The sequence below is a fragment of the Pseudomonas sp. GW821-FHT07G06 genome (assembly GCF_058986625.1).
In genome coordinates this window covers 48918-73403 of record NZ_JBYSVW010000007.1, presented here as the reverse complement: position 1 = coordinate 73403, position 24486 = coordinate 48918, and the positions used below count along the sequence as shown (strand labels likewise).

Annotated in this window: 27 protein-coding genes and 1 pseudogene; 16 read left to right on the top strand and 12 right to left on the bottom strand. The window is 58.8% G+C overall.

Annotation, left to right across the window (positions count from 1 at the left end; translation table 11 throughout):
- Positions 1-564 precede the first annotated feature (564 nt).
- Entirely contained in the window at positions 565-849 is a 285-nt protein-coding gene (locus AC3WJW_RS13745) for a hypothetical protein (protein WP_493726362.1), read from the bottom strand.
- 34 nt (positions 850-883) lie between these two features.
- A complete protein-coding gene (locus tag AC3WJW_RS13740) occupies positions 884-2101 on the bottom strand; it encodes a DUF3422 domain-containing protein (RefSeq protein ID WP_493726361.1) in 1218 nt (405 codons plus the stop codon).
- 402 nt (positions 2102-2503) lie between these two features.
- Between AC3WJW_RS13740 and AC3WJW_RS13735 the strand changes: the two genes are divergently transcribed.
- On the top strand, positions 2504-3604 hold the full coding sequence (locus tag AC3WJW_RS13735; protein ID WP_493726360.1) for a Gfo/Idh/MocA family protein: 1101 nt from the start codon (positions 2504-2506) through the stop codon (positions 3602-3604).
- 4 nt (positions 3605-3608) lie between these two features.
- Here the strand turns inward: AC3WJW_RS13735 and AC3WJW_RS13730 are convergent, their stop codons facing one another.
- Positions 3609-4493 carry a LysR family transcriptional regulator gene (locus AC3WJW_RS13730; protein ID WP_493726359.1) on the bottom strand — a complete coding sequence of 295 codons (885 nt, stop codon included), beginning with the start codon at positions 4491-4493 and terminating at the stop codon, positions 3609-3611.
- A 147-nt stretch (positions 4494-4640) separates the two neighbouring features.
- Between AC3WJW_RS13730 and AC3WJW_RS13725 the strand changes: the two genes are divergently transcribed.
- The 4 genes and pseudogenes from AC3WJW_RS13725 to AC3WJW_RS13710 all read left to right on the top strand — a co-directional run bounded on the left by AC3WJW_RS13725 (position 4641) and on the right by AC3WJW_RS13710 (position 8178).
- A complete protein-coding gene (locus tag AC3WJW_RS13725; RefSeq protein WP_493726358.1) occupies positions 4641-5741 on the top strand; it encodes an alkene reductase in 1101 nt (366 codons plus the stop codon).
- Between the two features lie 132 nt (positions 5742-5873).
- Positions 5874-6814 (top strand): annotated as a pseudogene (locus AC3WJW_RS13720) (LysR family transcriptional regulator).
- A 137-nt stretch (positions 6815-6951) separates the two neighbouring features.
- Positions 6952-7710, top strand: a complete 759-nt coding sequence (locus AC3WJW_RS13715; RefSeq protein ID WP_493726357.1) for an SDR family oxidoreductase — start codon at positions 6952-6954, stop codon at positions 7708-7710.
- A 66-nt stretch (positions 7711-7776) separates the two neighbouring features.
- Positions 7777-8178: a nuclear transport factor 2 family protein gene (locus tag AC3WJW_RS13710; protein ID WP_429395925.1), complete on the top strand. Its 402-nt coding sequence runs from the start codon at positions 7777-7779 to the stop codon at positions 8176-8178.
- Between the two features lie 43 nt (positions 8179-8221).
- On the opposite strand, the gene ctlX is transcribed toward AC3WJW_RS13710, so the two are convergent.
- The 6 genes from ctlX to AC3WJW_RS13680 all read right to left on the bottom strand — a co-directional run bounded on the left by ctlX (position 8222) and on the right by AC3WJW_RS13680 (position 13172).
- Positions 8222-9160: a citrulline utilization hydrolase CtlX gene (gene ctlX, locus AC3WJW_RS13705; protein WP_493726356.1), complete on the bottom strand. Its 939-nt coding sequence runs from the start codon at positions 9158-9160 to the stop codon at positions 8222-8224.
- 430 nt (positions 9161-9590) lie between these two features.
- Positions 9591-10070 carry an Lrp/AsnC family transcriptional regulator gene (locus AC3WJW_RS13700; protein WP_007974731.1) on the bottom strand — a complete coding sequence of 160 codons (480 nt, stop codon included), beginning with the start codon at positions 10068-10070 and terminating at the stop codon, positions 9591-9593.
- 12 nt (positions 10071-10082) lie between these two features.
- Positions 10083-10844 (bottom strand): ABC transporter ATP-binding protein, encoded by a 762-nt coding sequence (locus AC3WJW_RS13695; RefSeq protein ID WP_493726355.1) that lies wholly within the window; start codon positions 10842-10844, stop codon positions 10083-10085.
- A gap of 56 nt (positions 10845-10900) precedes the next feature.
- Positions 10901-11611, bottom strand: coding sequence for an ABC transporter permease (locus tag AC3WJW_RS13690; RefSeq protein WP_102700408.1), 711 nt, complete (start codon positions 11609-11611; stop codon positions 10901-10903).
- Positions 11608-12333: an ABC transporter permease gene (locus AC3WJW_RS13685; protein WP_493726354.1), complete on the bottom strand. Its 726-nt coding sequence runs from the start codon at positions 12331-12333 to the stop codon at positions 11608-11610. Before AC3WJW_RS13685 ends, AC3WJW_RS13690 begins: the two co-directional genes overlap by 4 nt.
- Before the next feature lie 59 nt (positions 12334-12392).
- Positions 12393-13172: a transporter substrate-binding domain-containing protein gene (locus AC3WJW_RS13680; RefSeq protein WP_493726353.1), complete on the bottom strand. Its 780-nt coding sequence runs from the start codon at positions 13170-13172 to the stop codon at positions 12393-12395.
- Between the two features lie 565 nt (positions 13173-13737).
- Here AC3WJW_RS13680 and ocd point away from each other — a divergent pair.
- The 6 genes from ocd (at position 13738) to AC3WJW_RS13650 (ending at position 17565) form a co-directional block, all read left to right on the top strand.
- Positions 13738-14784 carry an ornithine cyclodeaminase gene (ocd, locus tag AC3WJW_RS13675; protein WP_493726352.1) on the top strand — a complete coding sequence of 349 codons (1047 nt, stop codon included), beginning with the start codon at positions 13738-13740 and terminating at the stop codon, positions 14782-14784.
- A gap of 262 nt (positions 14785-15046) precedes the next feature.
- Positions 15047-15523: a PA2171 family ribosome-binding persister protein gene (locus AC3WJW_RS13670; protein WP_493726351.1), complete on the top strand. Its 477-nt coding sequence runs from the start codon at positions 15047-15049 to the stop codon at positions 15521-15523.
- A gap of 229 nt (positions 15524-15752) precedes the next feature.
- Positions 15753-16028 carry a metal/formaldehyde-sensitive transcriptional repressor gene (locus AC3WJW_RS13665; RefSeq protein ID WP_007974809.1) on the top strand — a complete coding sequence of 92 codons (276 nt, stop codon included), beginning with the start codon at positions 15753-15755 and terminating at the stop codon, positions 16026-16028.
- Between the two features lie 19 nt (positions 16029-16047).
- Positions 16048-16980, top strand: a complete 933-nt coding sequence (gene dmeF, locus AC3WJW_RS13660; RefSeq protein ID WP_493726350.1) for a CDF family Co(II)/Ni(II) efflux transporter DmeF — start codon at positions 16048-16050, stop codon at positions 16978-16980.
- Positions 16981-17008: 28 nt separating this feature from the next.
- Entirely contained in the window at positions 17009-17356 is a 348-nt protein-coding gene (locus AC3WJW_RS13655) for a hypothetical protein (RefSeq protein ID WP_493726349.1), read from the top strand.
- A gap of 26 nt (positions 17357-17382) precedes the next feature.
- Positions 17383-17565, top strand: coding sequence for a DUF1289 domain-containing protein (locus AC3WJW_RS13650; protein WP_007974813.1), 183 nt, complete (start codon positions 17383-17385; stop codon positions 17563-17565).
- Between the two features lie 126 nt (positions 17566-17691).
- On the opposite strand, the gene AC3WJW_RS13645 is transcribed toward AC3WJW_RS13650, so the two are convergent.
- Positions 17692-18024 (bottom strand): hypothetical protein, encoded by a 333-nt coding sequence (locus tag AC3WJW_RS13645; protein ID WP_493726348.1) that lies wholly within the window; start codon positions 18022-18024, stop codon positions 17692-17694.
- A gap of 185 nt (positions 18025-18209) precedes the next feature.
- Here AC3WJW_RS13645 and AC3WJW_RS13640 point away from each other — a divergent pair, with 185 nt between their 5' ends.
- Positions 18210-18986: a substrate-binding periplasmic protein gene (locus tag AC3WJW_RS13640; protein WP_493726347.1), complete on the top strand. Its 777-nt coding sequence runs from the start codon at positions 18210-18212 to the stop codon at positions 18984-18986.
- 604 nt (positions 18987-19590) lie between these two features.
- Here AC3WJW_RS13640 and AC3WJW_RS13635 read toward each other — a convergent pair.
- Positions 19591-20364 carry a ParA family protein gene (locus AC3WJW_RS13635; protein ID WP_493726346.1) on the bottom strand — a complete coding sequence of 258 codons (774 nt, stop codon included), beginning with the start codon at positions 20362-20364 and terminating at the stop codon, positions 19591-19593.
- A gap of 236 nt (positions 20365-20600) precedes the next feature.
- On the opposite strand from AC3WJW_RS13635, the gene AC3WJW_RS13630 reads away from it, so the two are divergent.
- The 3 genes from AC3WJW_RS13630 to AC3WJW_RS13620 all read left to right on the top strand — a co-directional run bounded on the left by AC3WJW_RS13630 (position 20601) and on the right by AC3WJW_RS13620 (position 22456).
- Positions 20601-21299 carry a potassium channel family protein gene (locus tag AC3WJW_RS13630; protein ID WP_493726511.1) on the top strand — a complete coding sequence of 233 codons (699 nt, stop codon included), beginning with the start codon at positions 20601-20603 and terminating at the stop codon, positions 21297-21299.
- 170 nt (positions 21300-21469) lie between these two features.
- Positions 21470-21925 (top strand): glycine zipper 2TM domain-containing protein, encoded by a 456-nt coding sequence (locus AC3WJW_RS13625; protein ID WP_493726345.1) that lies wholly within the window; start codon positions 21470-21472, stop codon positions 21923-21925.
- A gap of 72 nt (positions 21926-21997) precedes the next feature.
- Positions 21998-22456, top strand: a complete 459-nt coding sequence (locus AC3WJW_RS13620; RefSeq protein ID WP_493726510.1) for a metallophosphoesterase family protein — start codon at positions 21998-22000, stop codon at positions 22454-22456.
- 98 nt (positions 22457-22554) lie between these two features.
- Here AC3WJW_RS13620 and AC3WJW_RS13615 read toward each other — a convergent pair whose 3' ends face one another.
- Positions 22555-23013, bottom strand: coding sequence for a winged helix-turn-helix transcriptional regulator (locus tag AC3WJW_RS13615; protein WP_493726344.1), 459 nt, complete (start codon positions 23011-23013; stop codon positions 22555-22557).
- A 135-nt stretch (positions 23014-23148) separates the two neighbouring features.
- Here AC3WJW_RS13615 and AC3WJW_RS13610 point away from each other — a divergent pair, with 135 nt between their 5' ends.
- On the top strand, positions 23149-24435 hold the full coding sequence (locus AC3WJW_RS13610; RefSeq protein WP_493726343.1) for an MFS transporter: 1287 nt from the start codon (positions 23149-23151) through the stop codon (positions 24433-24435).
- Positions 24436-24486: the final 51 nt, after the last annotated feature.

The window sequence follows — 24486 nt, the reverse complement described above, 5'->3', positions numbered from 1 at the left end:
AAAAATTTTAGGACTAATCGCAGCCAAGCGATTGACGTTCATGAACCGTCATACTGGATATCTCAAATCGTCTGCAAAGCGTCGATTGCAGGCCATCCTGGCAAGCACCGAACGGCCAGGAGTGGACACACAACAGGATGACCTAAAGCGCTGCCCATCCGGAGTCGGAAAAATTTCACGTATATCCATAACTTCACGCTCGCCGTTTGAAGCGAGTGTTTCTACATGAGTCCTTCCGGCGTTTGCTGCATGCCATGCTCCTAACCCCATCTGAGCAAAACTTCTTGATTATGCGGACCGCAATTCACTCAAAGTATCGTCACGGGGCAGAAGACGATGCCGGGCTTACCTTGTTTCATTAGACTGATCAAAGACTTGGATGAACGCTTCGCTCGTTAGCGGAGGCGAGAAGAAGTTGCCTTGTCCAACCTCGTATCCTTGGTCCTTGAGAGTGTTACGCTGAATGACGTACTCAATGCCTTCAGCCACTACCTGCAAGGAAGCTCTTTACCGACTCCGATGACGGATTCGCTCAATGCCCGGCAGGACGTATCGTGCTCCAGGTCATCTACGAAAGATGAATTTTGCTTGTTCCATGCCCCCTAGCAGCGTCACCACACCAATCGAGCGACTCGCATGCTTGTCGTCCTTGATAAGTGCCTGGATTTCTTCAACGATGGCTTCGGCCTCGAGCTTGTTGCAGCCCTTCTTGTACCTCACTCCGTCTTTGACGTAGATGTGCACCAGCGGTGGATCGAGGCACTCGGATGGTCGAGAGATTCGAAGGGGCTGGATTGCACCACCGGCAAGGCCGTGTGCTCGAAAGGGCTGATCGAGTTGCTTGAGCAAGACCAACGGTTCATGGACATTGCAGGCCACCACCTCAATGCTCTTTAACCTTCCTGATACGCAGCACAATCAACGCAAGAATACCGATCGCGAGCGGCGCCATGACCAGCATGGCCTCTCGCGGGGAGACCTCAACGCCAAGCAGGTGCACCCCTGAGTAACCCAGCTTGAGCAAGCTGAGCAGGTAGTAGGTAATGGCAATAATCGACAGCCCCTCCACTGCGCGCTGGATCTTGATCTGGGCATCGGCGCGGGCATTCAGGCTTTTCAGGATTTCCGAGTTCTGTTCCTCCATTTCGACCTGAACCCGTGCTTGTAACAGATCGCCCAGGTTGGCCACGCTTTCGGCCAGGTGCTCCAGGCGCTGTTCGGTGGCGGTGCAGTACCTGACGGTAGGTTTGAAGCGGCGCTCGATAAATACGCCCAGGCGTTGGCAATCACCGACGTGAGTTTCTCGCAGCTCACCCAGACGTTCGAACACCAATTGCGCATAGGCTTGCGTGGCACTGAAGCGGTGCCGGGTTTTCGCAGCGCTGCTCACCACTTGCGCAGACAGGTTGGAAATATCCGCCAGCAGGGCTTTCGCATTGCTGCCGTGCGGGTCGGCGTTGCGTTCGGAAAGGGTGACCAGGGTCTTGTCGAAAACATCGAGCTGCGCGCTCAAGTCTTTGGCCATGGTCAAGGATAACGAGGCCATCATCCTGTAGGTCTCGATTTCCAGTAGGCGGCGTATCATCCGGCCCTGGCGGTAGGCATTCAGGCGCCGGTTGACGAACAACATGTGGTTGTTGCCCTCCTCGCTCAGGCGAAAATCACTCCAGACCATGGCATCGCCACCGCCCACGCACGAACCGCTCGGATCCTTGAAGCCGTACCGGGACAGGTCCAGGCCGGTTTCACCACGCACGACAATCTGCACTGAGTTGATCAGGGCCGGCAAATGCACTTCGACCTTTGACGCCAGCACCTCGGGCAGTGTTGTCCAGGACAGGTCATCACCGGATGACGTGACCACCAGTGTCAGGGTGAAAAACTCGGCATGGCGCTCCCATTTCAGTGCATGGCCATCGAGTTGGGTAATGCCTTGGGCGGCATTCAGGTCGAGGGTGCCAGGGCAGCATTGTTCAAGGAATGCATTGCACGCCTGATCGCTGCCGAGGAAGGCCAGATGAAACACATGGGCCGGCTCATCGAAATACAGTGACGGGCGCGCGTGCAGTTCGTTGTGCAGGCTTTGTCGTAACGGGTGCATGTTGTATGGCCATGTTGGAGTTGTTTTTGCCGCTTGCGATGAATGCCCCACCCGAGCCAGGTGCCGAAAATTTCGGGGCATTATCGATTGCTGTTGATGGTGGGACAGTTTGACGAACTCACGAGTCACCGCCCGGTGAAAAACGTTGGAAAGGTACGGCGCAGCCTGTCCGTAGTTGAAACCCGTCTCGAGTCGAAAGAGCGATTCGCGGGTGAAGCGCACAGTCGCCCTGATGCAGAGTATTCCGGACACCAGCGTCAGAAGTGTTCGGATCTCCAGCGCATTTTTCCCGACTGCATCTCTTCCTACACTCCGTGACCGGGCTTTTTATCCCGCCCGACAAACAACCCGGGGCGGTCGGCCGCCGCAACCTTTCCCTTCAAGCCAGTTTCAGGAGCTTCCATGACCATGTCATCCAAAATTCGAGTGGGTCTCATTGGCGTCGGTAATTGGGCCGAGTACGGTCACTTGCCTGCCCTCCAGTTGCTTCCCGACTATGAGCTGACGGCAGTCCACAGTCGCAATCCGGATAAAGCCGCCGAGTTGGCCGATCGCCACGGCATCCGCTTTGCACTCGATTCCGTGGAGGCACTGGTCAACCATCCGGAAGTGGATCTGGTGATCGTGCTTAACACGGCTCCACAGCACGAGGCCACCGTACGGGCAGCCATCGCAGCTGGCAAAGATGTGTACTGCGAATGGCCGCTGACTCCCAGCAAGGCCGTGTCGCAGGAACTGATGGCGCTTGCCGAGAAGGCTGGCGTTCGGCACATCGTCGGATTGCAGCGACGACTGAATCCGGACTATCGCTACGTACGCGACCTGTTAAAGGATGGCTACATCGGGGAACTTCGTTCAGTACGGCTGCATGTCAGCGTCGAATACTTCCAGCGCCAACGCATGGCCGCCCTGCACTTCACCATCCCGCCGGAGAACTTTTCCAGCCTGCTTTCCATTTATGGCGGTCACTATTTCGATGCAGTGTTCAGCATGCTGGGCCATCCGGAATGCATCAGCGCACTGACCGTCAACCAGTTCCCCGAAGTGACGCTGATCGAGACAGGTGAAGTACTGAAACACACAACGGCCGATCAGATTCTGGTCAACGGTACCTTCTCCAACGGAGCTGTGCTGACGGTCCATATCGAAGCAGGGAAACGCAACAACTATGGCATGCAGCTGGACCTGACCGGCACCCAAGGCGATCTCAAGATCTGGAACACCACCAGTTTTGGCGACCACTTCAATACCATTGAAGCGGCCCAGGGCGACTCGCAACCCATGCACACGCTCACTGTGCCGTCGAGCTACAACTGGCTGCCGGAGAATGACCTGGGCGGCAGCCAGCAGGAACTGGCCAATTTGTATGCCGCCTACGCCAGGGATGTTCGCGACGGTACCCACGTTGCACCGACCATGGCGGATGCCCTGCGCATGCACGAATTGATCGATGCCATCGAAATCTCCAACCGCGATGGCGTGCGCCTGAAACTGCTGGCGTAAGCGATCAGATGCGCAAGTGCGCGCTCATGTAGTCAATGAACACGCGCAACTTGGGCGAGGCATAACGGCTGGCTGGCCACAGCATCCAGAAGACGACCTCGCGGTCGATGTAATCGTCCAGCACAGTGACCAGCTGGCCGCTTTCCAGCGCTTCGCGCACCAGGAACGTCGGCAGAAAGGCAACCCCCCTGCCCTGAATGGCGGCGTAAGCAAGAGGCTCGATGGTGTTCGACGTCATCGTGGCGGGCAGCACCAGTTCAGCCTCGGAGGGTTCGAGCCGCAGCGGCCAACGTTCCAGCTTTCCGGTTGCGGGGAATTTGTGCTGCAGGCATGAATGGCGTTCCAGTTCACGCGGATAAGTGGGTACGCCATGCTGCTTGAGATACGTCGGCGACGCCACCAGCACATGTGCGCAGGAACCCAGGCGGCGCGAGGTCAAGCGAGAATCGGTTTGCTCGCCGGTGCGAATCACCGCGTCGAACCCCTCCTCGATCACATCGACCATGCGGTCGCAAAAATCGATATCCAGTTCGACTTCCGGATACCGCTCCATGAACCCGTCAAAGGCCGGCATCATCAGGTCGCCGAGTAGAGGCGTGCCCACCCGAAGCCGTCCACGTGGACTGCCAGCCAGGCCTGACAGCTCGGACTCGGCAGCGGTGACCTCACTGAGGATGCGGCGGCAGCGCTCAAGGAACAGCGTGCCCTCGGCCGTCAGCGTGATGCTGCGTGTACTGCGATGAAACAGCCGCACATGCAAGCGCTCCTCCATCCGGGCGATGGTTTTGCCCACGGTCGAGGAGGACACCCCCAACTGCCGGGCGGACTCGGTAAAGCTGCGCGTTTCGGCAACCAGCACGAACGTCGAGATGCCATTCAGACTTTCCATCACCTTTCCTGCCTGCTCCGGTAGAACCCCACCCACAGGGCGGGATTACGGAAAAAACATCCGAAATGTTCGGCCTCGCGGGATATTTTTCTCCGCGAATTTTACGCCTACATTGCGCCCATCCCACCACTGACAGGTAACGACGTCATGTCCAAACTGCACACCAGCATCCAGATAGGCCCACACCAGATTTCCCATCGCGTCGTTCTGGCGCCACTGACCCGTATGCGTGCCGAGCCGGGCGACATCCCTGGCCCGCTGATGGCCGAGTACTACGCCCAACGTACCACCGCCGGTGGCCTGCTGATCGGCGAAGCCACTATCGCCGCCGCCAATGGTAATGGCTACCTTGGTGCTCCCGGTTTGTATGACGATAGCCAAATCGCAGGCTGGAAGCTCGTGACTGACGCCGTGCATGCCAAGGGCGGTACAATCTTTCTGCAGCTCTATCATGCGGGGCGCCAGTCCAATAGCCTCTTGCAGCCGGACGGCGGCCAGCCAGTGGCCCCCTCCGTCGTTGACCACGGCGGCCTCGCCTTCACCGAGACTGGCTGGACCCCCGCCAGCCCGGCGCGCGAACTGACCATCGCTGACATCCACGGGCTGGTGGACAGCTTCCGCGCCGCGGCCGAACGCGGTATCGCAGCCGGATTCGACGGCGTGGAGATTCACTCGGCCAACGGCTACCTGTTTGATCAATTCCTCCAGGACGGCAGCAACAAACGTACGGATATCTACGGTGGCTCTTTCGAGAACCGCAGCCGGTTCCTGCTGGAAGCGGTAGAAGCGGTGATCTCCGTCTGGGGCAGTAATCGGGTGGCGGTGCGTCTGGGGCCGAGCGGCAATTTCGGCGATATGTCCGACAGCGACCCCATTGGTCTGTTCACCTATGTCGCGCGCGAACTGAACAAGCTCGACCTCGCCTATCTACACCTGATCGAGCCACGCATCCTGGGTCTCGTCGAAGATGAGCGCCGCGACCAGAATCCGGTGGCGTCCCAACTCATCCGCCAGCACTACAAGGGCACCCTGATCGCGGCGGGCGGCTTCTCCGGTGAGTCGGCCAACGCGATCCTCGAGGCCGGCGATGCAGACCTGGTCGCGTTCGGCCGCCACTTCATCGCCAACCCTGACTTGCCGGAGCGCCTGCGCAACGGCTGGCCACTGAACCCGTACGACCGCGAGTCGTTCTTCGGTGGCACGGAAGCGGGTTACACGGACTATCCTTTCCACACTGAAGTTGCGTGATCATTTTCGCCACGGGTAACCGGGGTCACCATGCCCCGGCTACCTCCCCGAAAAAAAATCAATCACCCCAGCAGCGATGCTCCAGCTGACTGCCCCGTTTCAGCGTAGCTTCTTCCAGCGGACTCAAGGTGCATGCTGGCTGATGGAAGGTGCCAACGCATGAAGGACCTTTTCTCCTACAGGCTTTTCACAAGGGTGGCGCGACTGGGCAGCTTTTCGGCCGCGGCACGCGAAGTGGGCCTTTCTCAATCCCAGGTCTCCAGGATTGTGGCCGAGCTCGAAGCCGATCTTGGCACCCTGCTGCTGGCGAGATCGACACGTGCCGTCGTACCGACTGAGGCCGGGGCGGATTTTCTCTCGCGCCTGGAACCCATCCTCGTCGCGGTGGAAGAAGCAGAGCAAAGCGTTCGCGGCGGCCAGGAGCTGCGTGGCGTGGTGCGGATCAGCATGCCAACAAGCATCGGCGTACGGGAAATCATTCCGCGTATAGCGCCGTTCGCAGCGATACACCCCAACCTGCATATCCAGGTGCTGCTCGCCGATCATTGGCAGGATCTGGTGCGCGAAAATATCGATGTAGCAATCAGGTTGGGACGGCTGGTGGATTCCACTGCTACGAGCCGTCAGATCATGACGATCTCCAGATTCATTCTCGCCTCACCGTCCTACTTGCGCGCCGCCGGGGGGCGCCGACTACGCCTGAGGACCTGCAATCCCATCGAATCATCGCCGGTCCAGCCTCGACGGTTCCCAGCGGGTGGATGTTCAAACGCGACGGCGAGACCAGGACGATTCAGCTCGAGGCGCACTTCTCGACCGATGAAAACGAAGGTGCTGTCGCGGCGGCAACCGCTGGTTTAGGGATTACATCGACAACGGCCTGGGCCTGTCGGCGGGAGCTTGAAAGCGGTGAACTGGTCACCCTGCTCACCGATTGGGAAACCGAATCCGTACCGGTGCATGCCTACTTCCCCCACGGCTCGCGTACCCGCAGGGCCGGCCGCGCCCTGATCGAACATCTTGTCGCCAACCTGCTTGAAGATGCCGGCGGTGCTTATGCACCCGACGCATAGAAGATAGCCAGCCACAGCGTCTACTCCGATCCCGCCGAAGCTGCCAGTTTAGCGCCATACCCCGCGACGCAGCGGTCGAGCTGATCGGCCTGGCAGCGTGGCGGACGCCCTGACTTTTTCGTTCAAGGAAATCCCTCATGCGCATGACTGGCAACACGATCTTCATCACTGGCGGCGGCTCCGGCATCGGTCAAGGCCTGGCCGAAGCCTTCCACAAGCTCGGCAATAAAGTGATCATCTCCGGACGGCGCAAGGAGCGACTGCAGCAGACGCTCGACGCCAACCCCGGCATGGCAGCCATCGAGCTCGACATCAACGACACGGCCAGCATCCAGGCAGCCGCGCAGCACCTCATCGCCCATTACCCTGAGCTCAACGTGTTGATCAACAATGCCGGCATCATGCTGTTCGATCATGCCGAAGGTCCGGTGGACGATGAGCTTGCGCGCTTGACCGTCACCACAAACCTGCTGGGGCCGATCCGCATGACCTCGGCGCTGGTCGAGCATCTGAAGGCCAAACCGGATGCGGTGATCGTCAACGTCTCCTCGGTGCTCGGCTTCGTGCCAATGGCCGTGACGGCAGTCTATTCGGCAACCAAGGCAGCGTTGCACTCCTACACCTTGTCACAGCGCTACCTGCTGCGCGAACACGGCGTCCAACTGGTCGAGATCGCGCCACCGTGGGTGCGCACCGAGTTGCTCAACAGCAGCGAGGAGGAACGCGCCATTCCCCTCGACCAGTTCATTACCGAAGCGATGAAACAGTTCGAAAGCGCTGCGGACGAAATCCTCGTCGCTCCGGCCGATGCCATGCGCGCCAATCCTGGCCCGAACGAGCATGCCTGGGTCAACGGCTTCAACGACATGATCGCAAACGGACCGGCCTTCGGTTGAGACCACAAGGCGATATTGGGCGGCCCTGCGGCCGCCGACCTTTCACATTGCAAGCAGGATCAGACCATGACTTCACGTACCCCCGCCGAGAACAGGGCCATCGTCCTCGAAGGCTTCGCAACCCTGTTCAATCGCAAGGATCTGGCAGCAGCCGAGCGCTTCTGGTCACCCTCCTATATCCAGCACAGTGCCCATGTGCCTCCGGGTCGCGAGGGGTTGTTCGAGCTGGTCGCCGCAGGATCGCCCGATATGCGTTATGAATGCCAGCTGGCAGTCGCTGAAGGCGACTTCGTCATGTTGCACGGTCGCTTCACCGGACTCGGTCAACCGGCGAACTGGGTCGTTGTCGATATCCTGCGCCTCGAGGACGGAGTGATGGTCGAACACTGGGATGTGATCCAGGACGAGGCGACGCGCGAAGGTTCCGCCGGCGGCCACCCCATGTTTGGCGATCAGTTCCCCGGCTAACGCGCCTTCCCCTCTCGCCCGGCGGTCGTCGCCGGGCGGACGATCATCGCAGCTGTTGCCGGGTGGACATTTGCCTTGGCAGGAACACCTCGGCCAGCATGCAGCGCGCGCTGCCGCCACCGATGCGCTCGATGGTGTCGATGTTCACCGGTAACGGCGTGGTGTGAGTTTCGATCAAGCGACGCTGATCGGCGTCCAGGGATTGCCAGGCGGTGCGCGACATCACCAGCAGTGGCTCGCCTGCTGCGCTGTGTACCTCCAGCATGTTGCCGGCAAAGGACTCCAGCTGCGCCAAGTTCAAGGCGATGACCTGTTTGCCGCTGGTTTCGAGTCGGTTACGCAGCGCCTCGCGTTCGCCCTGATGGGGTACGGACTCCAGGCAAACCACCGCCAGACGAGTGCCGACACTCATCATCACATTGGTGTGATAAATCGCCACGCCTTGGCGGTCCACCGCGTTGAACGCGCAGAGTTCATAACCCAATTGGGTGACCAACTGATCCAGCGCCCGGGCGTGGGTGCGTGTGGAATACCCGGCGTAGCAGATCCGCTGTTGCCGATCCAGGACCATGCTGCCGGTGCCTTCCAGGAAAATCTCCTGCTCTTCAAGGCTGGACAGGTCCAGCACTTGCTCGACCCGGTATTCGCCCAGCAAGCCGTCGAGTACACCCTTGTCCCGCTCCAGACGCCGGTTGTGGCCCTGCATCGGATACAGGACCAAGGTGCCATCCGGGTGGCTGCTCCACCAGTTGTTGGGGAAGATCGAGTCCGGGGTATGCGGCGCTTCGCGATCGTTGTGCACCAGGACTTCGACGCCGTGCTGGCGCAACGTGTCGACATAGCCGTCGAACTCGGCAAGGGCCTTGAGTTGTACGTCTTCAGCAACGGTTGCCGGACGCTGGAAGCGGTTGTTCGCCGCCGTGTCGTGATTGAAGGAGAAACGTGTCGGACGAATCATTAAAACCGTATTGGTGGTTTGCATGGGCACAGGCTCAATGAGGGACGAGAGAGGCTCATTGTCTGTTTCAAAGCGGGAAAAACCCGGTTGATTACGGCTGTTGCGCTGATGGAAACGGCTGAAGAAAACGCCCTCTTCAGCCGATTTGGTGAGGGCCGAAAAGCAAAAGATCGCAGCCTGCGGCAGCTCCTACATGGGTCGTGTTCAGCGCCGTTTTACCGGTGAACGTTCTGTAGGAGCTGCCGAAGGCTGCGATCTTTTGATCTGCCTGACCCGTTTGTCGATGTGTAAAAGCGGGGGGAAAACCGGTTGATTACGGCTTTTGAAGAATCTGCCCTTTTCAGCGGATTTGGTGAGGACCGGAAAGCAAAAGATCGCAGCCTTCGGCAGCTCCTACATGGACCGTGTTCACCGCCGTTCTGTAGGAGCTGCCGAAGGCTGCGATCTTTTGATCTTATTCCATGGTGGTCTTGACCATCGCCAGCTCCGGGTGGCTGACCAGTTTGTCGATGTGCAAATCCGGGTCGTCGAACCAGACTTCGGTCAACACCCGGTAATGTTCCATGTCCCGGCAGCGCATGCGCAGGCTGTAGTCGAACGCGCCGCTGATCAGGCGACACTCCAGCACCTGCGGGCAGGCGCGGACTTTGGCTTCGAAGGCCTTTTGCGCCGCGCGTCCGCTCTGGTTCGACAACGCCACCAGCACCAGCAGCGACAAGCCCGGCGTCAGTTTCTTCTCATCGAGAATCGCACCATAGCCGCGAATGACCCCAAGCTGCTCCAGCTTGCGCACTCGTTCCAGACATGGCCTGGGGGTCAGGTGCACGCGCTCGGACAGCTTTTGATAGGTGATGCGCCCTTCGTGACGCAACACTTCAATGATTGCCTGATCGATACGATCAAGCACGATCGACAGATCGCGGATATCCGCCATGTACGCCTTGCCTCACTTCAAACGACCCGATAGAAATTGCTGCAAACGTTCACTGTTTGGCCGGTCGAGTATCGTAGCATCCCCCTGCTCCTCGACCCGCCCCTGATGCAAGAACAACACCTGGCTCGATACCTGCCGGGCAAAGCCCATTTCGTGGGTCACCATCAACATGGTCCGGCCCTCTTCGGCCAGCGCCTGAATCACCTTCAACACTTCACCCACCAGTTCCGGATCGAGCGCCGAGGTTGGCTCGTCGAACAACAGGATTTCCGGTTCCACCGCCAGGGCCCGGGCGATCGCCACCCGTTGTTGCTGCCCGCCCGACAGAAACGCCGGGTACTGATCGGCCACCCGTTGCGGCAGGCCGACCTTGTCCAGATACGCCCGAGCGCTCTCCTCCGCGGCCTTGCGACTCATGCCCAGGACGCGACACGGCGCCAGCACGATGTTCTCCAGCACGGTCAGGTGACTCCACAGGTTGAAATGCTGGAACACCATCGCCAGTCGCGTGCGCAAACGCTGCAACTGTTTTGGATTGGCGACACGCATGCCACTGACACCCTGGCGGGTGAGGACTCGCTCGCCATCCAGTGCAATGGCACCTTCGTCCGCCCGTTCCAGAAAGTTGATGCAGCGCAGCATGGTGCTTTTACCCGAGCCGCTGGCGCCGATCATGCTCACCACGTCCCCTGCCCTTGCGTTCAACGAGACGCCCTTGAGTACTTCGTTGTCACCAAAACGTTTATACAGATTTTCAACCGTGAGTTTGTACATGCGAATACTCCTGGAGCGGCACACCTGTCGGCGCCGCTCTGGATAAAGAATGGAAGTCAGTGGGCCGGACCGAGGAAGCTCAGCCAGCGTTTCTCAGCCAGGCGGAACGCACCGACCAGCCCGAACGACAGCACGAGGTACAACAGACCGGCGATACCGAAGGCCTGAAAGGTCATGAATGTCGCGGCGTTGGCGTCCCGGGCGATTTTCAGGATGTCCGGAATCGTCGCGGTGAACGCCACCGAAGTCGCGTGCAACATCAGGATCACTTCGTTGCTGTAGTACGGCAGCGCGCGGCGCAGCGCCGAAGGCAGGATCAGCTGCAGATACAGGCGCCAGCCACTGAGGCCATAGGCGTGTGCCGCTTCGATTTCACCGTAGGGAATGCTGCGGATCGCTCCGGCGAAAATTTCCACGGTGTAGGCGCAGGTGTTGAGGGTGAACGCCAGCAAGGTGCAGTTCATGGCATCGCGGAAAAACGCTTCGAGCAATGGCTGCGAACGGACCACGGCGATGCCGTAGATGCCGCTGTAGCAAATCAGCAACTGGATATACAACGGCGTGCCGCGAAAAATGTAGGTAAACAGCTGAACCGGCCAACGCAAGACGCCCCAGCGCGAGACGCGCAAGATCGCCAGGGGCAACGACAGGAAAAAGCCCATGGCGATACTCGCCACCAGCAGCCACAGGGTCATGGCCAACCCGGTGAGGGTTTCGCCGTCGCTGAACAGAAAGGGTTTCCAGTATTCGGCAATCAACTCGATCATCGCGCGATCCCCCGTACACCCTGGTTGTAGCGCCGTTCCAGCACGCGCAATACGTAGTTCGAAGCGCTGGTGATCAGCAGGTAAAGCGCGGCGGCCAACAGCAGAAAATCAAGCATGTTGAACGTACTTTTGCCGGCTTCCTGCGCGACTTTGACCAGGTCCGACAAACCGATGATCGATACCAGCGCCGTGGCCTTGAGCAGCACCAGCCAGTTGTTGCCAAGGCTCGGCAAGGCGAAACGCATCATTTGCGGGAACACCACGAAACGAAAACGCTGCCAACGGTTCAGGCCAAAGCACGCGGCGGCTTCCTGCTGCCCACGCGGCACACTGAGAATTGCCCCGCGAAAGGTCTCGGTGAAGTACGCCCCATAGATAAAACCCAGGGTGATGATGCCAGCCACGAAGGGGTCGATTTCCATGTAGGGCCAGTCCATGGCTTCGGTCAGGGCGCTGAGCCAGCCTTGCAGGCTGTAGAAAATCAGCAGCATCAATACCAGGTCGGGCACGCCACGGATCAGTGTCGTGTAAAAGGTCGCCGGCAGATTCAACAGCTTCAGCGGCGACAGCTTGGCCGCCGCGCCGAGCAGTCCCAGCGCCATGCTCACCACAAGTGCGAGCGCCGACAGTTTGAGGGTGACCCAGGTGCCGTGCAGCAACAAAGGGCCATAGCCTTGCAGGGCCGAAAGATCGAGCCCCGGAATATTCAGGAAGGAATTCACGCCATTCACCTGTCTTGATGCGCCCCGGTCGCTGCAACACAGCGACCGGGGCGCGAGGATCAGTTGTTGTAGAGGTCCAGGTCACCGAAGTGTTTCTGCTGGATCTGCGCGTAGATGCCCTTGTCGTGCAGGGCCTTGATGGCGGCATTGAGCATGCCTTTGAGCTCTTCGTTGTCCTTGCGCACACCAATGGCGATTTCCGACGGTACCAACGGGTCGCTGATGCCTTCACTGTTGTGGAAGTCCGCCCCTTGTGGCGAAGTCAGGAAACTCATCTGCGCTTGCAGCTTGTCCTGGATCGACGCATCGAGACGGCCAAATACCAGGTCGGCATAGACCTGATCCTGATTCTGATAGGCCCGCAGTTTCACCCCACCCGGCGCGAGTTTGGCCTTGGCGTAGGTTTCCTGAATCGTGCCCTGCATGTAGCCGATGGTTTTGCCGCGCAGCGACTCGGCGGTCGGCAGCAGCCCGGAATCCTTGCGGGTAACGATGGCGGTCGGTCCGGCGTACAGGCGATCGGTAAAGTCGATCTGTTTTTTGCGTGCGTCGGTCACGGTCATCGAAGATTCGATGGCATCGAACTTGCCGGCCTTGAGCCCCGGAATCAGCCCGTCGAAATCATTGCTGACCCACACGCAGGTGAGCTTCAGCTCGGTACAGATTGCATTGCCCAGATCCACGCCGAATCCCTGTACACCGCCATCGGCCGTGGTGGATTCAAAGGGTGGGTAGCTTGGGTTGACGCCAAATCGCAGCTCCTTCCATTCCTTGGCACTGGCGCCCGTGGTGCAGCACAGCAACGCGAGTGCCGGCAAAGTCAGCCATTTGATGTTCATGTTCTTGAGTCCCGGATTATTTGGATTTATCGCGATCCGGCGCCTGCGTCGGACCACACTTTTTGACAGGGGCAGAGAGTCGATGCGGTCTTCACCGCAGCCGTTTTTGTTGTTGTTATCGACTGGAAGCAGCCAGTCGTCGGAGTTGCACGCCATCTCAAGCGGTGAACGACAAGTGCTTGAAACGGACCGCCAGAATGCCAATTGCCGGGAGGGTGCTGGTGTCGTAACCCCCTGTTCAAACAGCGTGCCTGTGCTGAACGAAGGGGTTTCACAGCCGATTCTGTCGTCTGCTGCCAGTGACTGTTTCTCCGCTTGATGGGAGCGCCACAGTCAATGCGATTGCCTTTGAGGCGGGCTTCATCTGCATAACGATGAGTCGTAAAGGGTGCCTGACCGATTCCGCTGTGCGCGCGCTGTTTTTCGACTTCTCTGGCTGTATCCAGGGTCGGTATTGGCCGAAATCTTCTCGCCATTGCCTCGACAATAAGTCCGTTGCAACTACATGGACCACCCACAGGTAGTCCAGACCGGCACACAAAAAAAACGCCCAAAGGAACCCAATATGACCCGTTACATTGACGTCAATGATCTGAGCCGTCTCGTCCAGGAAAAAGGCTTGCCTCGCTGCCTGATCGAAATGGCCGAATACATCCGTCAAGACTACGTACGCTGGCCGGATTTCGAAAAGTGTGCGCGCCTGGCAAACCACTCACCCGAGGGCGTCATCGAGCTGATGCCCGTGTCTGATGCGGCGCTCTACGCCTTCAAGTATGTCAACGGACACCCGAAGAACACCCACAATGGCATGCTGACGGTCATGGCGTTCGGTGCACTGGGAGACGTCGACACCGGCAAGCCTGTGTTACTGAGTGAAATGACGCTGACGACCGCTATTCGCACCGCTGCCACTTCTGCGCTCGCGGCCCGCTACCTCGCCCGACCGGACAGTCGCCGAATGGCGCTGATCGGCAACGGCTCACAGAGTGAATTCCAGGCCCTGGCGTTCCATACATTGCTCGGCATTACTGAAATCAGTCTCTACGACATCGATCCAGCGGCAACGGCGAAGCTGGTCGCCAACCTGCGGGCCTACCCTGCCATTCAGGTGAGCATTGCCAAAACCGTCGCAGAAGCGGTGCGTGGTGCCGATATCGTGACCACGGTCACGGCCGACAAGGCCTACGCAACCATATTAACGCCTGAGATGATCGAGCCCGGGATGCACCTCAACGCCGTGGGCGGCGACTGCCCCGGCAAGACTGAACTGCACCGGGACATCGTGGAGCGTGCGCGGGTCATGGTTGAGTACGAACCGCAAAGCCGCATTGAAGGGGAAATTCAGCAGATGCCCGCCGACTCTCCGGTCATCGAGTTCTGGAAGGTCATCGATGGTCAGACTCAAGGTCGCCAGCATGCCGAGCAAGTCACCCTGTTCGACTCGGTCGGCTTCGCCATTGAGGACTACTCCGCCTTGCGCTATGTGCTGGATGTTGCAAAAACGCTCAACATTGGCAGCGATATTCAGCTGGTACCAGAGCTGCAGGATCCCAAGAACCTGTTTTCGCTGCTGCAACCTTCAGCAACCGCCGATGAAAGGCTTCGGGCTTGATACCGCTCGACACTTCAAAGCGTTCACCCGGCGGCCTCTTCGGTTGCCGGGTAGGACCCTGAATCGCCTCTGCTATCTGCAATGCTCAAATCGCCCTTTCTTGCAGACTGCACGCCCCAGCTGATGAGCACGGACCGCAAGTCCTTGTTTACCGGCGTATTGACTGGCCGATGCCCTTGGCACAGGAAATGCGATAGCTACCGGGACGCCTCAATGCCACACCCCGTTGAGGCTCAATTCCACGCTAGCTGAGGCAGCCAACATGAACGCGATTGACCTTCTGAAAGCCGATCATCAAACCGTGAAAGCCATTCTTGCTCAACTGAGCGAGTCGACTGATAAAGCAATCAAGAAACGCACCGACCTCCTGGACAAGCTGGAGATGGAGATTTCCATCCATACAAAACTGGAAGAAGAAATCCTCTACCCAGCCTTCAAGGAGGCAGGGACCAAAGAGCAGGACGTCTTGTACTTCGAAGCGAAGGAAGAACATCGCACCGTCGACTCGCTGGTATTACCGGATCTGAAACAGACTGATCCGGGCACACCGGAATTTGCCGGGCGGGTGAAGGTCGTCAAAGAGCTGCTGGAGCACCACATTGAAGAGGAGGAAACCGAAATGTTTCCTCAGGCGAAAAAACTATTGGGAAAATCCAGGCTCGACGACCTCGGCGAGCAAATGGAAGCGATGAAAGCCAGTTGCAAAAAGGAATGGGCTGCAACCCATATGGCAGCCTGACGCCTGCCGGGTCGCCAAAGTCAAGTCTACAGCCGTAAAGCGGCGTATCTGTGGCGAGGGAGCTTGCTCCCGCTGGGGCGCGAAGCGCCCCCCCATTCCCTAAAGAGCAAGGGACTGCTGCGCAGTCCAGCGGGAGCAAGCTCCCTCGCCACAGGTTGCTTATTGTTTGCATAGGTATAGGGGGTATGCCTATCATGCGCAAAGCATAGGTAGGGGGGGTATCCATCCAATGGGCCATATCGCAGCAAACAAAGACGATCTTCTCAAGCGCGTAAAACGTATCGCCGGACAAATCCAGGCCGTTGAGCGCGCATTGGAATCGGATCTCGATTGCGCCAGGACACTGCATCTTGTGGCCGCCACTCGCGGCGCCATCAACGGTTTGATGGAAGAAATCATCGAGGACCACGCGCGCGAGCATGTCGCGAACCCTGCCCTGAGCGAAGCAGAGCGCAACAAGGGCGTCGAAGAGTTGCTTGAAGCCATTCGCCGTTACTCCAAGTGAACGCATCCAGGTAGACATCATGAGCAGCCCCTCCATCAACTACAGGCACGACCACGTGTTCCTTGGCCCGGCGCACGACGAAAATGCCAGGCGTACGCTTTGGGTTGTGGCATTGACCGTTGTGATGATGGTTGGCGAGATCACCGCCGGGTACATCACGGGCTCGATGGCGCTACTGGCCGATGGTTTTCACATGGCAACCCATGCTGGCGCATTGGGCATCGCAGCGGCCGCTTACGGATACGCAAAACGCCATGCCTACAGCCAGCGCTACAGTTTCGGTACCGGAAAGGTTGGCGACCTGGGCGGGTTCGCCTCGGCGCTGATCCTCGGCATGGTCGCCCTGGGTATTGGCGTTGAGTCTGTCATGCGCCTCTTGCAGCCCACGGAGGTTCAGTTCGGCACCGCCACGCTCATCGCGATTGCCGGTCTGATCGTCAACGTCGTCAGTGCCCTGCTGCTGGGCTACGATCACGGTCATGGGCACAGTCATGGGCACGATCATGATCACGGCCATGCCCATGCCCATCACAGCAACGACAACAACCTGAAATCCGCCTACGTCCACGTCATCGCAGACGCGCTGACTTCGGTTCTGGCCATTGTTGCACTGCTCGCCGGCCGGTATCTGGGCTGGGTATGGCTGGACCCGGTGATGGGCATCGTCGGCGCCATCGTCATCGCGCGTTGGGCCTGGACTTTGATGGGGACCACCGCAGGTGTGCTGCTCGATCAGACCGATGCGCACGTTGCCGAGGAAATCCGCGAACGGGTCGAGAAACCGGGGGATGCCACCATCACGGACTTGCACGTCTGGCGAGTCGGACCGCAAGCCCATGCGGCCATCGTCAGCGTCCTTGGCGAAGCCACGGTGAGCGCCGACAGCATTCGTGAACGTCTCATGCCGGTGCACGAAGTCAGCCACCTGACGGTCGAGTTTCGACCGGCCTGATCCACTCTTGTCTCCAAAGGAACCCCTAATGCCACCAGGGAAACGTGAACTGGCGCGGATCGAGCGCCGGTTGATCACCACGCTCACCGAAGCATGCGAAACCGCAAAAGGTGAAATCAAAGGCTTTACCTGGCTCACCCACACCGCTGACCTGAATGCGTTGACTGAAACCCTGAAGGTCATCTGGGTGTTCGAAACCCTGGCTGACAGGCAGCTCGCCCAGGTTGACGCGAAGGCGCGCATCCTTGAGCTGACGGCCATCGCGTTGAATGAGGCCGACATCGACCTGACCCCTTCGGACCGCAATGTCCGCTTCGACTCTGAGCAAGAGTGCCAACGTACTCACGCTGGTGACTGGAAAAGTCGCCTGGCTTAATCACGGGTGGCCAAAGGTGACTGACAATGGCTAAGGAAATCGAAAACCCCTGCATTGCAGTTTGCCAACTCAGTGGTGACCTGTGTGTCAGTTGCGGGCGTAGCAAGGAAGACATCCGAAAGTGGAAACGCATGAAGCGGCCTGAAAAAATGGCCGCTGTGCAACGGGCGAATGTGCGTTTGAAAGGGCTCAGGAAAGCACAGGGTTAGCCAGCATGGCGCCACGAGCGATCGCCTGCCGGCAATCCGCGACGATGCGTTCGAAGACTTTTGCAATGGGACTCGAGCGCACCGTATCCCCACGTGATTGTCATCTCGGACTGATCACATTGACCGTCAGGGTTTTCCGGTGTCGCTCCCGGTCGCCTGCATCGCCTTGGTCTGCTGATCAATGTACAAGCACCACTTTTCGGAGCTGCGTTCAGGCACGTTTGCCCCACCGCGAACTCCTGCTTTGAATTCGATCACCGATTTCCATTCGTCGGAGCCAATATCCGGCCCGTGCCCTTGCGCATCGGCAGTTTGCAGTCTCTTGTCGATCGCTTGGTACCATGCGTCGGAGCATAGGGTTTGCGCCTGGGCAAATCCCGTGGCGCCAACAAGAAACAAGGCAAGATACTGGGTCATGTGCAGTCCTTTTTGATCCGGGCAGTCGTCAAACAACGGCATAGGCCGGTTACTCCGTCAGCGAGCAGAGCTTTACGAGTTTCGCAGATCATCCGTCGGGTCGACCACAAAGGGCTTGTTATAATCAGCAAGAACCAACAGAAACCCGACGATTGAATACCTGACCGCCAGCGCTGGAATGAAGCACTCGATGAAGCGTCCAGGGTTAAAAAAGGACTTATCGCAGAATGTGGCCATATCTTGCTCCGCCCCTTCTGACGTGCGTCCTCCAACTGCTGGCAGCGAGCACCAACGCTGCACAGCAGACGCATGAAACGCTGACGATCATGGTAGAAGATGCCGCCGCACCCTGGTCAAACAGCGACGGTACAGGGTACGCCAACGACGTGGTCATGGCCGCCTTCAAAGAGATGGCCGTGGAAGCCAGGTTGAAAGTAGTGCCCTATTCACGCTGCAAGTACATGGTGCTCAGCGGCCAGGTCGCCGCGTGCTTCAACATGAGCTGGCAACCCGAATTCCAGGGCAAGATCAAACTGGCGGCGCGACCGATATTCGACGTCAGTAACGATGTTTTTGAATCCATCAAGGCGCCCTTGCCGAAGCCCCCGGACGGTCAATGTATTTTGCCGCCCGGCACCGTTGTCGGCATCACCAGAGATTACGAATACTCTGCCCAGGTCATGGCACTCCAGACCTCAGGGGTCGTGTTCGAGAACTCCCTCTCAGACTTGACCAGCCTCCAGAAACTCGCTGCTCGGCGCTTTCAGGCGGCCGTGATCATGAGCAACGACCTCGAGGTCAGAAACCGAAAGGCTCAGCAGTCAGGGACAGAAGACACCGTGCGCTTCGCCTTCAATTGCGGTCTGGTGAACTCGACGATAGGTTTTAGCCTGTCCCATCCAGACGGATTGCGCGCACTGGAAATGTATGACGAGGGCTATCGACGTATCGAGGCCAATGGGGTGCTCAAGAAGCTTCACCAGCGCTGGTTTCCTGAGCAGTGAATCACCCCGTGTTTCATGGAATGAGGTTCTTCACGCATCCCCGGGAAACTGTAGGAGCCAGCCTGCTGGCGATGAACTCAGGTGCGCCGCGTTCATCCAGTTCACCCCGCGTTATCGTTAACGACCATCGCTGGCAGGCCAGCTCCTACAGGGGACCGCGTCCACGCTGAAACTGTAGGAGCCAGCTTGCTGGCGATGGACTCCAGTGCGCCGCGTTGATCCAGGTCACCCGCGTTATCGTTAACGACCATCGCTGGCAAGCCAGCTCCCACTGGGGGCCATGCCCACGCCGAAACTGTAGGAGCCAGCCTGCTGGCGATGGACTCCAGCGCGGCGCGTTCATCCAGTTCACCCCGCGTTATCGTTAACGACCATCGCTGGCAGGCCAGCTCCCACAAAAGACCACATCTGTAGGAGCCAGCCTGCTGGCGATGGACTTCAGTGCGCCGCGTTCATCAAGTTCACCCCGCGTTATCGTTAACGACCATCGCTGGCAGGCCAGCTCCTACAGGGGACCGCATTTATCCGGTTCACACGCGTTATCGTTGACGACCATCGCTGGCAAGCCAGCTCCTGCAAGTCACGGGCGGACACTGACTCGCTGTCAGGCGGCCCGCTCCAGGGCATCCAGCAAGCCGGCGTACTCCAGCGAGAGCCTGTGGCGCGGGGCCAGATGCACGATGGGAACAGATACTTCGTGAGACTCGCGCATCTTGACGGAACTGCTCAGGTAAACCGGCAGCACTGGCAAGCCTTCGGCCAGCAGCTCATTGACGAGAGTCTGGTGTAACCCGGTGTGCCCGGTGAACTGGTTCACCACCACCCCTTCCACTTCAAGTGACTCATTGTGATCGAGGCGCAGTTCTTCCACTTGAGCGATGACCCGGTACATCGCCTGGCGAGAAAAGCTGTCGCAATCGAATGGAATCAGCAACCGGTCTGCCGCCACCAAAGCACTGAAGGTGTAGAAGTTCAGTGAAGGCGGCGTATCGATATAGATGCGCTCATAATCCTCGGACAATTCAACCAGCAACTTGCGCAGTTTGTTGATCTTGAACTTGCTCTCGAGTCTTGACTGCAGGTCTGCCAGATCGGGACTCGCCGTCACCAGGTGGAGGTTGTTGTAATGGGTCTCGGTGATGGAAACCCGATTCCGCCTGCCTTCGAAGCCGCCGGACAACGTCTGTCTGAAGAAATCGGCGATGCCGGCAGGAATATGCTCGTTGCTCAGCCCCGTGAGGTAGTGAGTCGAGTTGGCCTGGGGATCGAGATCAACCAGCAGCGTCCGGTACCCTTCGGCAGCACTCACAGCGGCAAGATTGCAGGCGATGCTGGATTTTCCAACGCCGCCTTTTTGATTGAATACGACACGACGCATGAGGCTTGCTCATCCATGAAAAGGCCAAGGGCCATCTGTAGTAAATGTAAGCGGTCATGTCAATTCTATGACTGGAATATTTCAGTTTCACGACAGGGGTTGCCTGAAGGCGCGGACTAGAGCATTCCACACCCATTCACGACTTGAATCGTACTGCCGACTATTCTGAAGCCAAGTCTGATTTCAACCGCGCGACGTCTGGCCTGAAGTTTTACTCAGGTCTCTGGGAAACCGATATGACAAATCCGCAAGATAAACCCGAATCCGACGAGGGTTTAGCTCAGATGCTTATGGGGAAAGGTCCCTGCACCTATCTATTGCTGCTCTTGCTGGGATTGATCCTGGTATTTCCCTTTCTTGAGGAAGGTCTGTTTGCTCGTACGTTGCTTGGCATTCTGTTTTCAATCGTGCTGCTCGTGGGGGCTTTCGCTACCAGGCAGACTCGGCGGGGGTTCATCCTCAAGCTGGGCCTGGCGTTGCTTGGGGTCGGCCTTCAATGGACGGCGTTGTGGGCTGAGAGTATCGCGATTCTCAACCTTGCCGGGATAGCTTATACGGCGTCTCTTGCCGTCTCGTTCAGCGGCGTGCTTCGCTATATTCTCAATCGCGGGCCAGTTTCTGCCGACAAGCTGCATGGCGCGCTTGCGGGTTACATCATGCTGGCCTTCGTCTGGTCCTTCGTTTATGCCCTGGTCGAAATATCCAGCGCTGGATCATTCGGCCCCGGCCACCTCGACTTCGTACAGCCCGGCACGTTCTTCAAACTGATTTATTTCAGCTTCACGACACTCACAACCACCGGTTACGGTGATTTTATCCCGATGACCAACCATGCCCGCTCACTGGTGATGGTCGAAGAATTTTCAGGCGTTTTTTACGTGGGTGTAGTGATAGCGCGGTTCGCCGGTCTTTATCCCTCGAATCAGGCCAAGTGACGTCTGTTGAAGCTGGCCACTCTGCCTCGTGCAAGCCCCTGAACCTGACGGACGCTGCCAAGCTCCGCTACCGACCTTGCCCGGTAAAAGAACCGAATGCCCCCGGCTTTTTCGTCTAACGTGAATTGAAGCGTTTGCATGATCTATTCCCCTGAAAATGGAGTTCGACGATGAACACTATCGCTTCCTGGCTGTCGGTTACGTTTCTTGGGCTGGTGCTCGGCGGCTGTGCCGCCGTCGGCGCCGGGAGCGGAGGCGCTGGCGAGACGGCGATTCGTTCGGGGAAAATCGAGCAGATTACACTCACCCAGATGCAGACCAATCACGATAGCGGCGTCGGCGCCATATTGGGCGGTATTGGCGGTTTAGCCTTGGGAAGCCTGGTCGGCAAGGGTACCGGTCGGGATGTCGCGATGGTTGCCGGTGCCCTCGCCGGCGGGGTAGGCGGCAATTACGTCGAAAAGAAAAAGTATGATCAGCCCGTGGAAGCTCAGCAGATCATCGTTCGGACCCAAAGCGGCGTACTGGTTCAGGTGACCCAGCCAATCAATCCGGCGCTGACAAAAGGCCTGAACGTTTATGTCGAGGGCACCGGAAACGAAGCGCGGGTAGTGCCGCAAAGTTAGTGCCGCAAAGTTAGTGGCGGCAACAATCGCGAAGCAGACAGGCCCGTCAGAATGCCGCTCGAACCGCCAGCAATGAAAGTCGGTGTCATCTCCGACACCCACGGCCTGCTCCGCCCCGAAGCCATCGCGGCCCTGCTGGGCTGCGATTGCATCATTCACGCCGGCGACATCGGCAGCGCGCACATCCTCGACCAATTGGCGGCCATTGCACCGTTGCACGGGGTGCGTGGCAACAACGACCTGGACGCGCCCTGGGCGCGCGAGCTGCCCGATTGTCTGCGCCTGGACCTCAACGGCTGGAAGGTTCTGCTGGTGCATGACATCGCCGACGTTGCAATCCATCCAGATGAGCGTATCGACCTGGTGATCTGCGGCCACTCCCATAAACCAGGCATCGAATGGCGCGGCGAACGACTGTTCCTGAATCCGGGCAGCGCCGGGCGTCGACGCTTCAAGTTGCCGGTCACCCTGGCGCTGCTGGAGATGTCTGCACAGTCAATCGAACCTCGGCTGGTGTCACTGCTCGACTGATTCATCTGCCAGGCACCTGCGCACTGGTCATACAGCGCCAAGCCGAAAAACTGAAACATCGAACAATGACTGCCCCCTCGAACGCATGGGCCATCGATTCACGACTCGTCGGCAACCACTCTGACCCTGTGGCAGTCGGACGGCCCAAGCTTCTGACCACTGGAGGAGCGAACTTCAATCGGCATCAGGGTCTGGCCGCGCTCGTTGTCCAGCAGGACAGAACGCGTCTCTTCGCGCTTGAACAGGTAACGCTCACCCCACTGCCGCATGCCGACCACCACCGGAAAGATCTCCCGCCCTTTGTCCGTAAGGACGTACTCCTTGTAGGCACTGCCGTCTGACGCCGGTTGAACGTCGAACACACCGACCTCAACCAGGGTTTTCAAGCGCGATGCCAGAATGTTCTTGGCCACGCCGAGGCTTTTTTGAAATTCGCTGAATCGGCGAATACCGTCGAATGCGTCGCGGATGATCATCAGCGACCATCGATCCCCAATGGCCTCCAGTGTTCTGGCTACCGGGCATTCGCTGCTGTGCGGTGAAGTGTCTTCAACCATCGTATTGACCTTCCGGATAAGGATTGCCGGGCCTGCCGTGCAGCCCCGAGCAAAGTGGTTGCAATTTAAAACCTGATTCGGTAACAATTCAATCAAGTTTTTAATTGAAACCAGTTTAGCGCCACGGAGGCTCATGTGACAGCAGATGCCGATTCAGCCACCTGCCCTTTCGACCCGCAGGCTTCAGGCCGGCCCGATACGGATAATAATGAGCAAAGCGCCCGCGCAGAGGGGTCTGCCGGGCTTTCGCCGTCACTCACGTTGCTGTTTTCCGTCACCTGCGCGCTGGCAGTCGCCAACGTGTATTTCGCTCAACCCCTGCTCGATTCAATGGCTCAGAGCCTGGGGGTGGCCTCATCGGTGATCGGGGTCGTGGTGACGGCTACCCAGGTCGGTTACGCGCTGGGGTTGCTGTTCATCGTCCCGCTGGGCGACTTGCTCAACCGCAAGGGATTGATCCTCACGCAAGTGCTGCTGTCTGCGGTTGCGCTGGCGGGGGTCGGCGCAGCGCAGCAATGGCTGGCCCTGTTGGGCGCCATGGTCATCGTCGGTTTGCTCGCGGTGATGGTTCAAGTGCTGGTGGCCTATGCCGCCGTGCTGGCAACGCCGTCACAACGGGGCCAGGCCGTGGGCACCGTCACCAGCGGCATTGTCCTGGGCATTCTCCTGGCGCGGTTCACCTCTGGGCTGATCGCCGATCTGGCGGGCTGGCGCGCGGTGTATTTCGTTTCTTCGGGATTGATGCTGGCCCTCGCAGCGGTGTTCTGGAAAGTGCTTCCTGCCACCGAGTCTCCACGCAACCGAAACACCTACCCGGCACTCATCCGTTCGATGTTCAGGCTGTATATGACCGAACCGGTCTTGCGCATCCGTGGCCTGCTGGCCTTGCTGATCTTTGCCGCGTTTTCCGTGTTGTGGACATCCATGGTGCTGCCATTGAGCGCGCCTCCGCTGTCGCTGTCGCACACAGCCATCGGCCTGTTCGGTCTGGCCGGCGTTGCCGGTGCCCTTGCTGCCAGAAGAGCCGGTCGTTGGGCCGACCAGGGGCTGGGGCAACGCGTGACCGGCCTTTCGCTGGTGATCCTGACGCTGTCCTGGTTGCCCATCGCGTTTGCGCAGACGTCACTGATCGCGCTGGTGTGCGCAGTGGTCCTGCTCGACTTCGCGGTACAAGCCGTACACGTCACCAACCAGAGCCTCATTTTTGCCGCACGCCCCGACGCCCAAAGCCGCATGGTGGGCGCCTACATGTGCTTTTACTCGGTGGGCAGCGCACTGGGGGCCGCGGCCGCGACCCAGGTGTATGCGCAATGGGGCTGGACAGCCGTCAGCCTGCTGGGTGCCTCGATCAGTGCGACAGCCCTGGTGCTGTGGTTGATCAGCTCTCATTCCACAACGACCGATCAAGGAAGATTCGCATGAAAACCCGGCACCTGTTGGTCGCCACTTCGATTACGGCCATGGGCGGCGTGA

Excerpts from the sequence above, each read along its gene's own strand:
- AC3WJW_RS13620 (WP_493726510.1), top strand. The coding sequence starts at position 21,998 with ATGAAAGTCGGTGTCATCTCCGACACCCACGGCCTGCTCCGCCCCGAA.
- AC3WJW_RS13615 (WP_493726344.1), bottom strand. The coding sequence starts at position 23,013 with ATGGTTGAAGACACTTCACCGCACAGCAGCGAATGCCCGGTAGCCAGA.
- AC3WJW_RS13650 (WP_007974813.1), top strand. The coding sequence starts at position 17,383 with ATGGCTAAGGAAATCGAAAACCCCTGCATTGCAGTTTGCCAACTCAGT.
- AC3WJW_RS13725 (WP_493726358.1), top strand. The coding sequence starts at position 4,641 with ATGTCCAAACTGCACACCAGCATCCAGATAGGCCCACACCAGATTTCC.
- AC3WJW_RS13690 (WP_102700408.1), bottom strand. The coding sequence starts at position 11,611 with ATGATCGAGTTGATTGCCGAATACTGGAAACCCTTTCTGTTCAGCGAC.
- AC3WJW_RS13655 (WP_493726349.1), top strand. The coding sequence starts at position 17,009 with ATGCCACCAGGGAAACGTGAACTGGCGCGGATCGAGCGCCGGTTGATC.
- AC3WJW_RS13640 (WP_493726347.1), top strand. The coding sequence starts at position 18,210 with ATGTGGCCATATCTTGCTCCGCCCCTTCTGACGTGCGTCCTCCAACTG.
- AC3WJW_RS13710 (WP_429395925.1), top strand. The coding sequence starts at position 7,777 with ATGACTTCACGTACCCCCGCCGAGAACAGGGCCATCGTCCTCGAAGGC.
- AC3WJW_RS13730 (WP_493726359.1), bottom strand. The coding sequence starts at position 4,493 with ATGGAAAGTCTGAATGGCATCTCGACGTTCGTGCTGGTTGCCGAAACG.
- AC3WJW_RS13665 (WP_007974809.1), top strand. The coding sequence starts at position 15,753 with ATGGGCCATATCGCAGCAAACAAAGACGATCTTCTCAAGCGCGTAAAA.
- AC3WJW_RS13630 (WP_493726511.1), top strand. The coding sequence starts at position 20,601 with ATGACAAATCCGCAAGATAAACCCGAATCCGACGAGGGTTTAGCTCAG.
- AC3WJW_RS13645 (WP_493726348.1), bottom strand. The coding sequence starts at position 18,024 with ATGCCGTTGTTTGACGACTGCCCGGATCAAAAAGGACTGCACATGACC.
- AC3WJW_RS13740 (WP_493726361.1), bottom strand. The coding sequence starts at position 2,101 with ATGCACCCGTTACGACAAAGCCTGCACAACGAACTGCACGCGCGCCCG.
- AC3WJW_RS13635 (WP_493726346.1), bottom strand. The coding sequence starts at position 20,364 with ATGCGTCGTGTCGTATTCAATCAAAAAGGCGGCGTTGGAAAATCCAGC.
- AC3WJW_RS13670 (WP_493726351.1), top strand. The coding sequence starts at position 15,047 with ATGAACGCGATTGACCTTCTGAAAGCCGATCATCAAACCGTGAAAGCC.
- ctlX (WP_493726356.1), bottom strand. The coding sequence starts at position 9,160 with ATGCAAACCACCAATACGGTTTTAATGATTCGTCCGACACGTTTCTCC.
- AC3WJW_RS13625 (WP_493726345.1), top strand. The coding sequence starts at position 21,470 with ATGAACACTATCGCTTCCTGGCTGTCGGTTACGTTTCTTGGGCTGGTG.
- AC3WJW_RS13695 (WP_493726355.1), bottom strand. The coding sequence starts at position 10,844 with ATGTACAAACTCACGGTTGAAAATCTGTATAAACGTTTTGGTGACAAC.
- AC3WJW_RS13715 (WP_493726357.1), top strand. The coding sequence starts at position 6,952 with ATGCGCATGACTGGCAACACGATCTTCATCACTGGCGGCGGCTCCGGC.
- dmeF (WP_493726350.1), top strand. The coding sequence starts at position 16,048 with ATGAGCAGCCCCTCCATCAACTACAGGCACGACCACGTGTTCCTTGGC.
- AC3WJW_RS13680 (WP_493726353.1), bottom strand. The coding sequence starts at position 13,172 with ATGAACATCAAATGGCTGACTTTGCCGGCACTCGCGTTGCTGTGCTGC.
- ocd (WP_493726352.1), top strand. The coding sequence starts at position 13,738 with ATGACCCGTTACATTGACGTCAATGATCTGAGCCGTCTCGTCCAGGAA.
- AC3WJW_RS13700 (WP_007974731.1), bottom strand. The coding sequence starts at position 10,070 with ATGGCGGATATCCGCGATCTGTCGATCGTGCTTGATCGTATCGATCAG.
- AC3WJW_RS13735 (WP_493726360.1), top strand. The coding sequence starts at position 2,504 with ATGACCATGTCATCCAAAATTCGAGTGGGTCTCATTGGCGTCGGTAAT.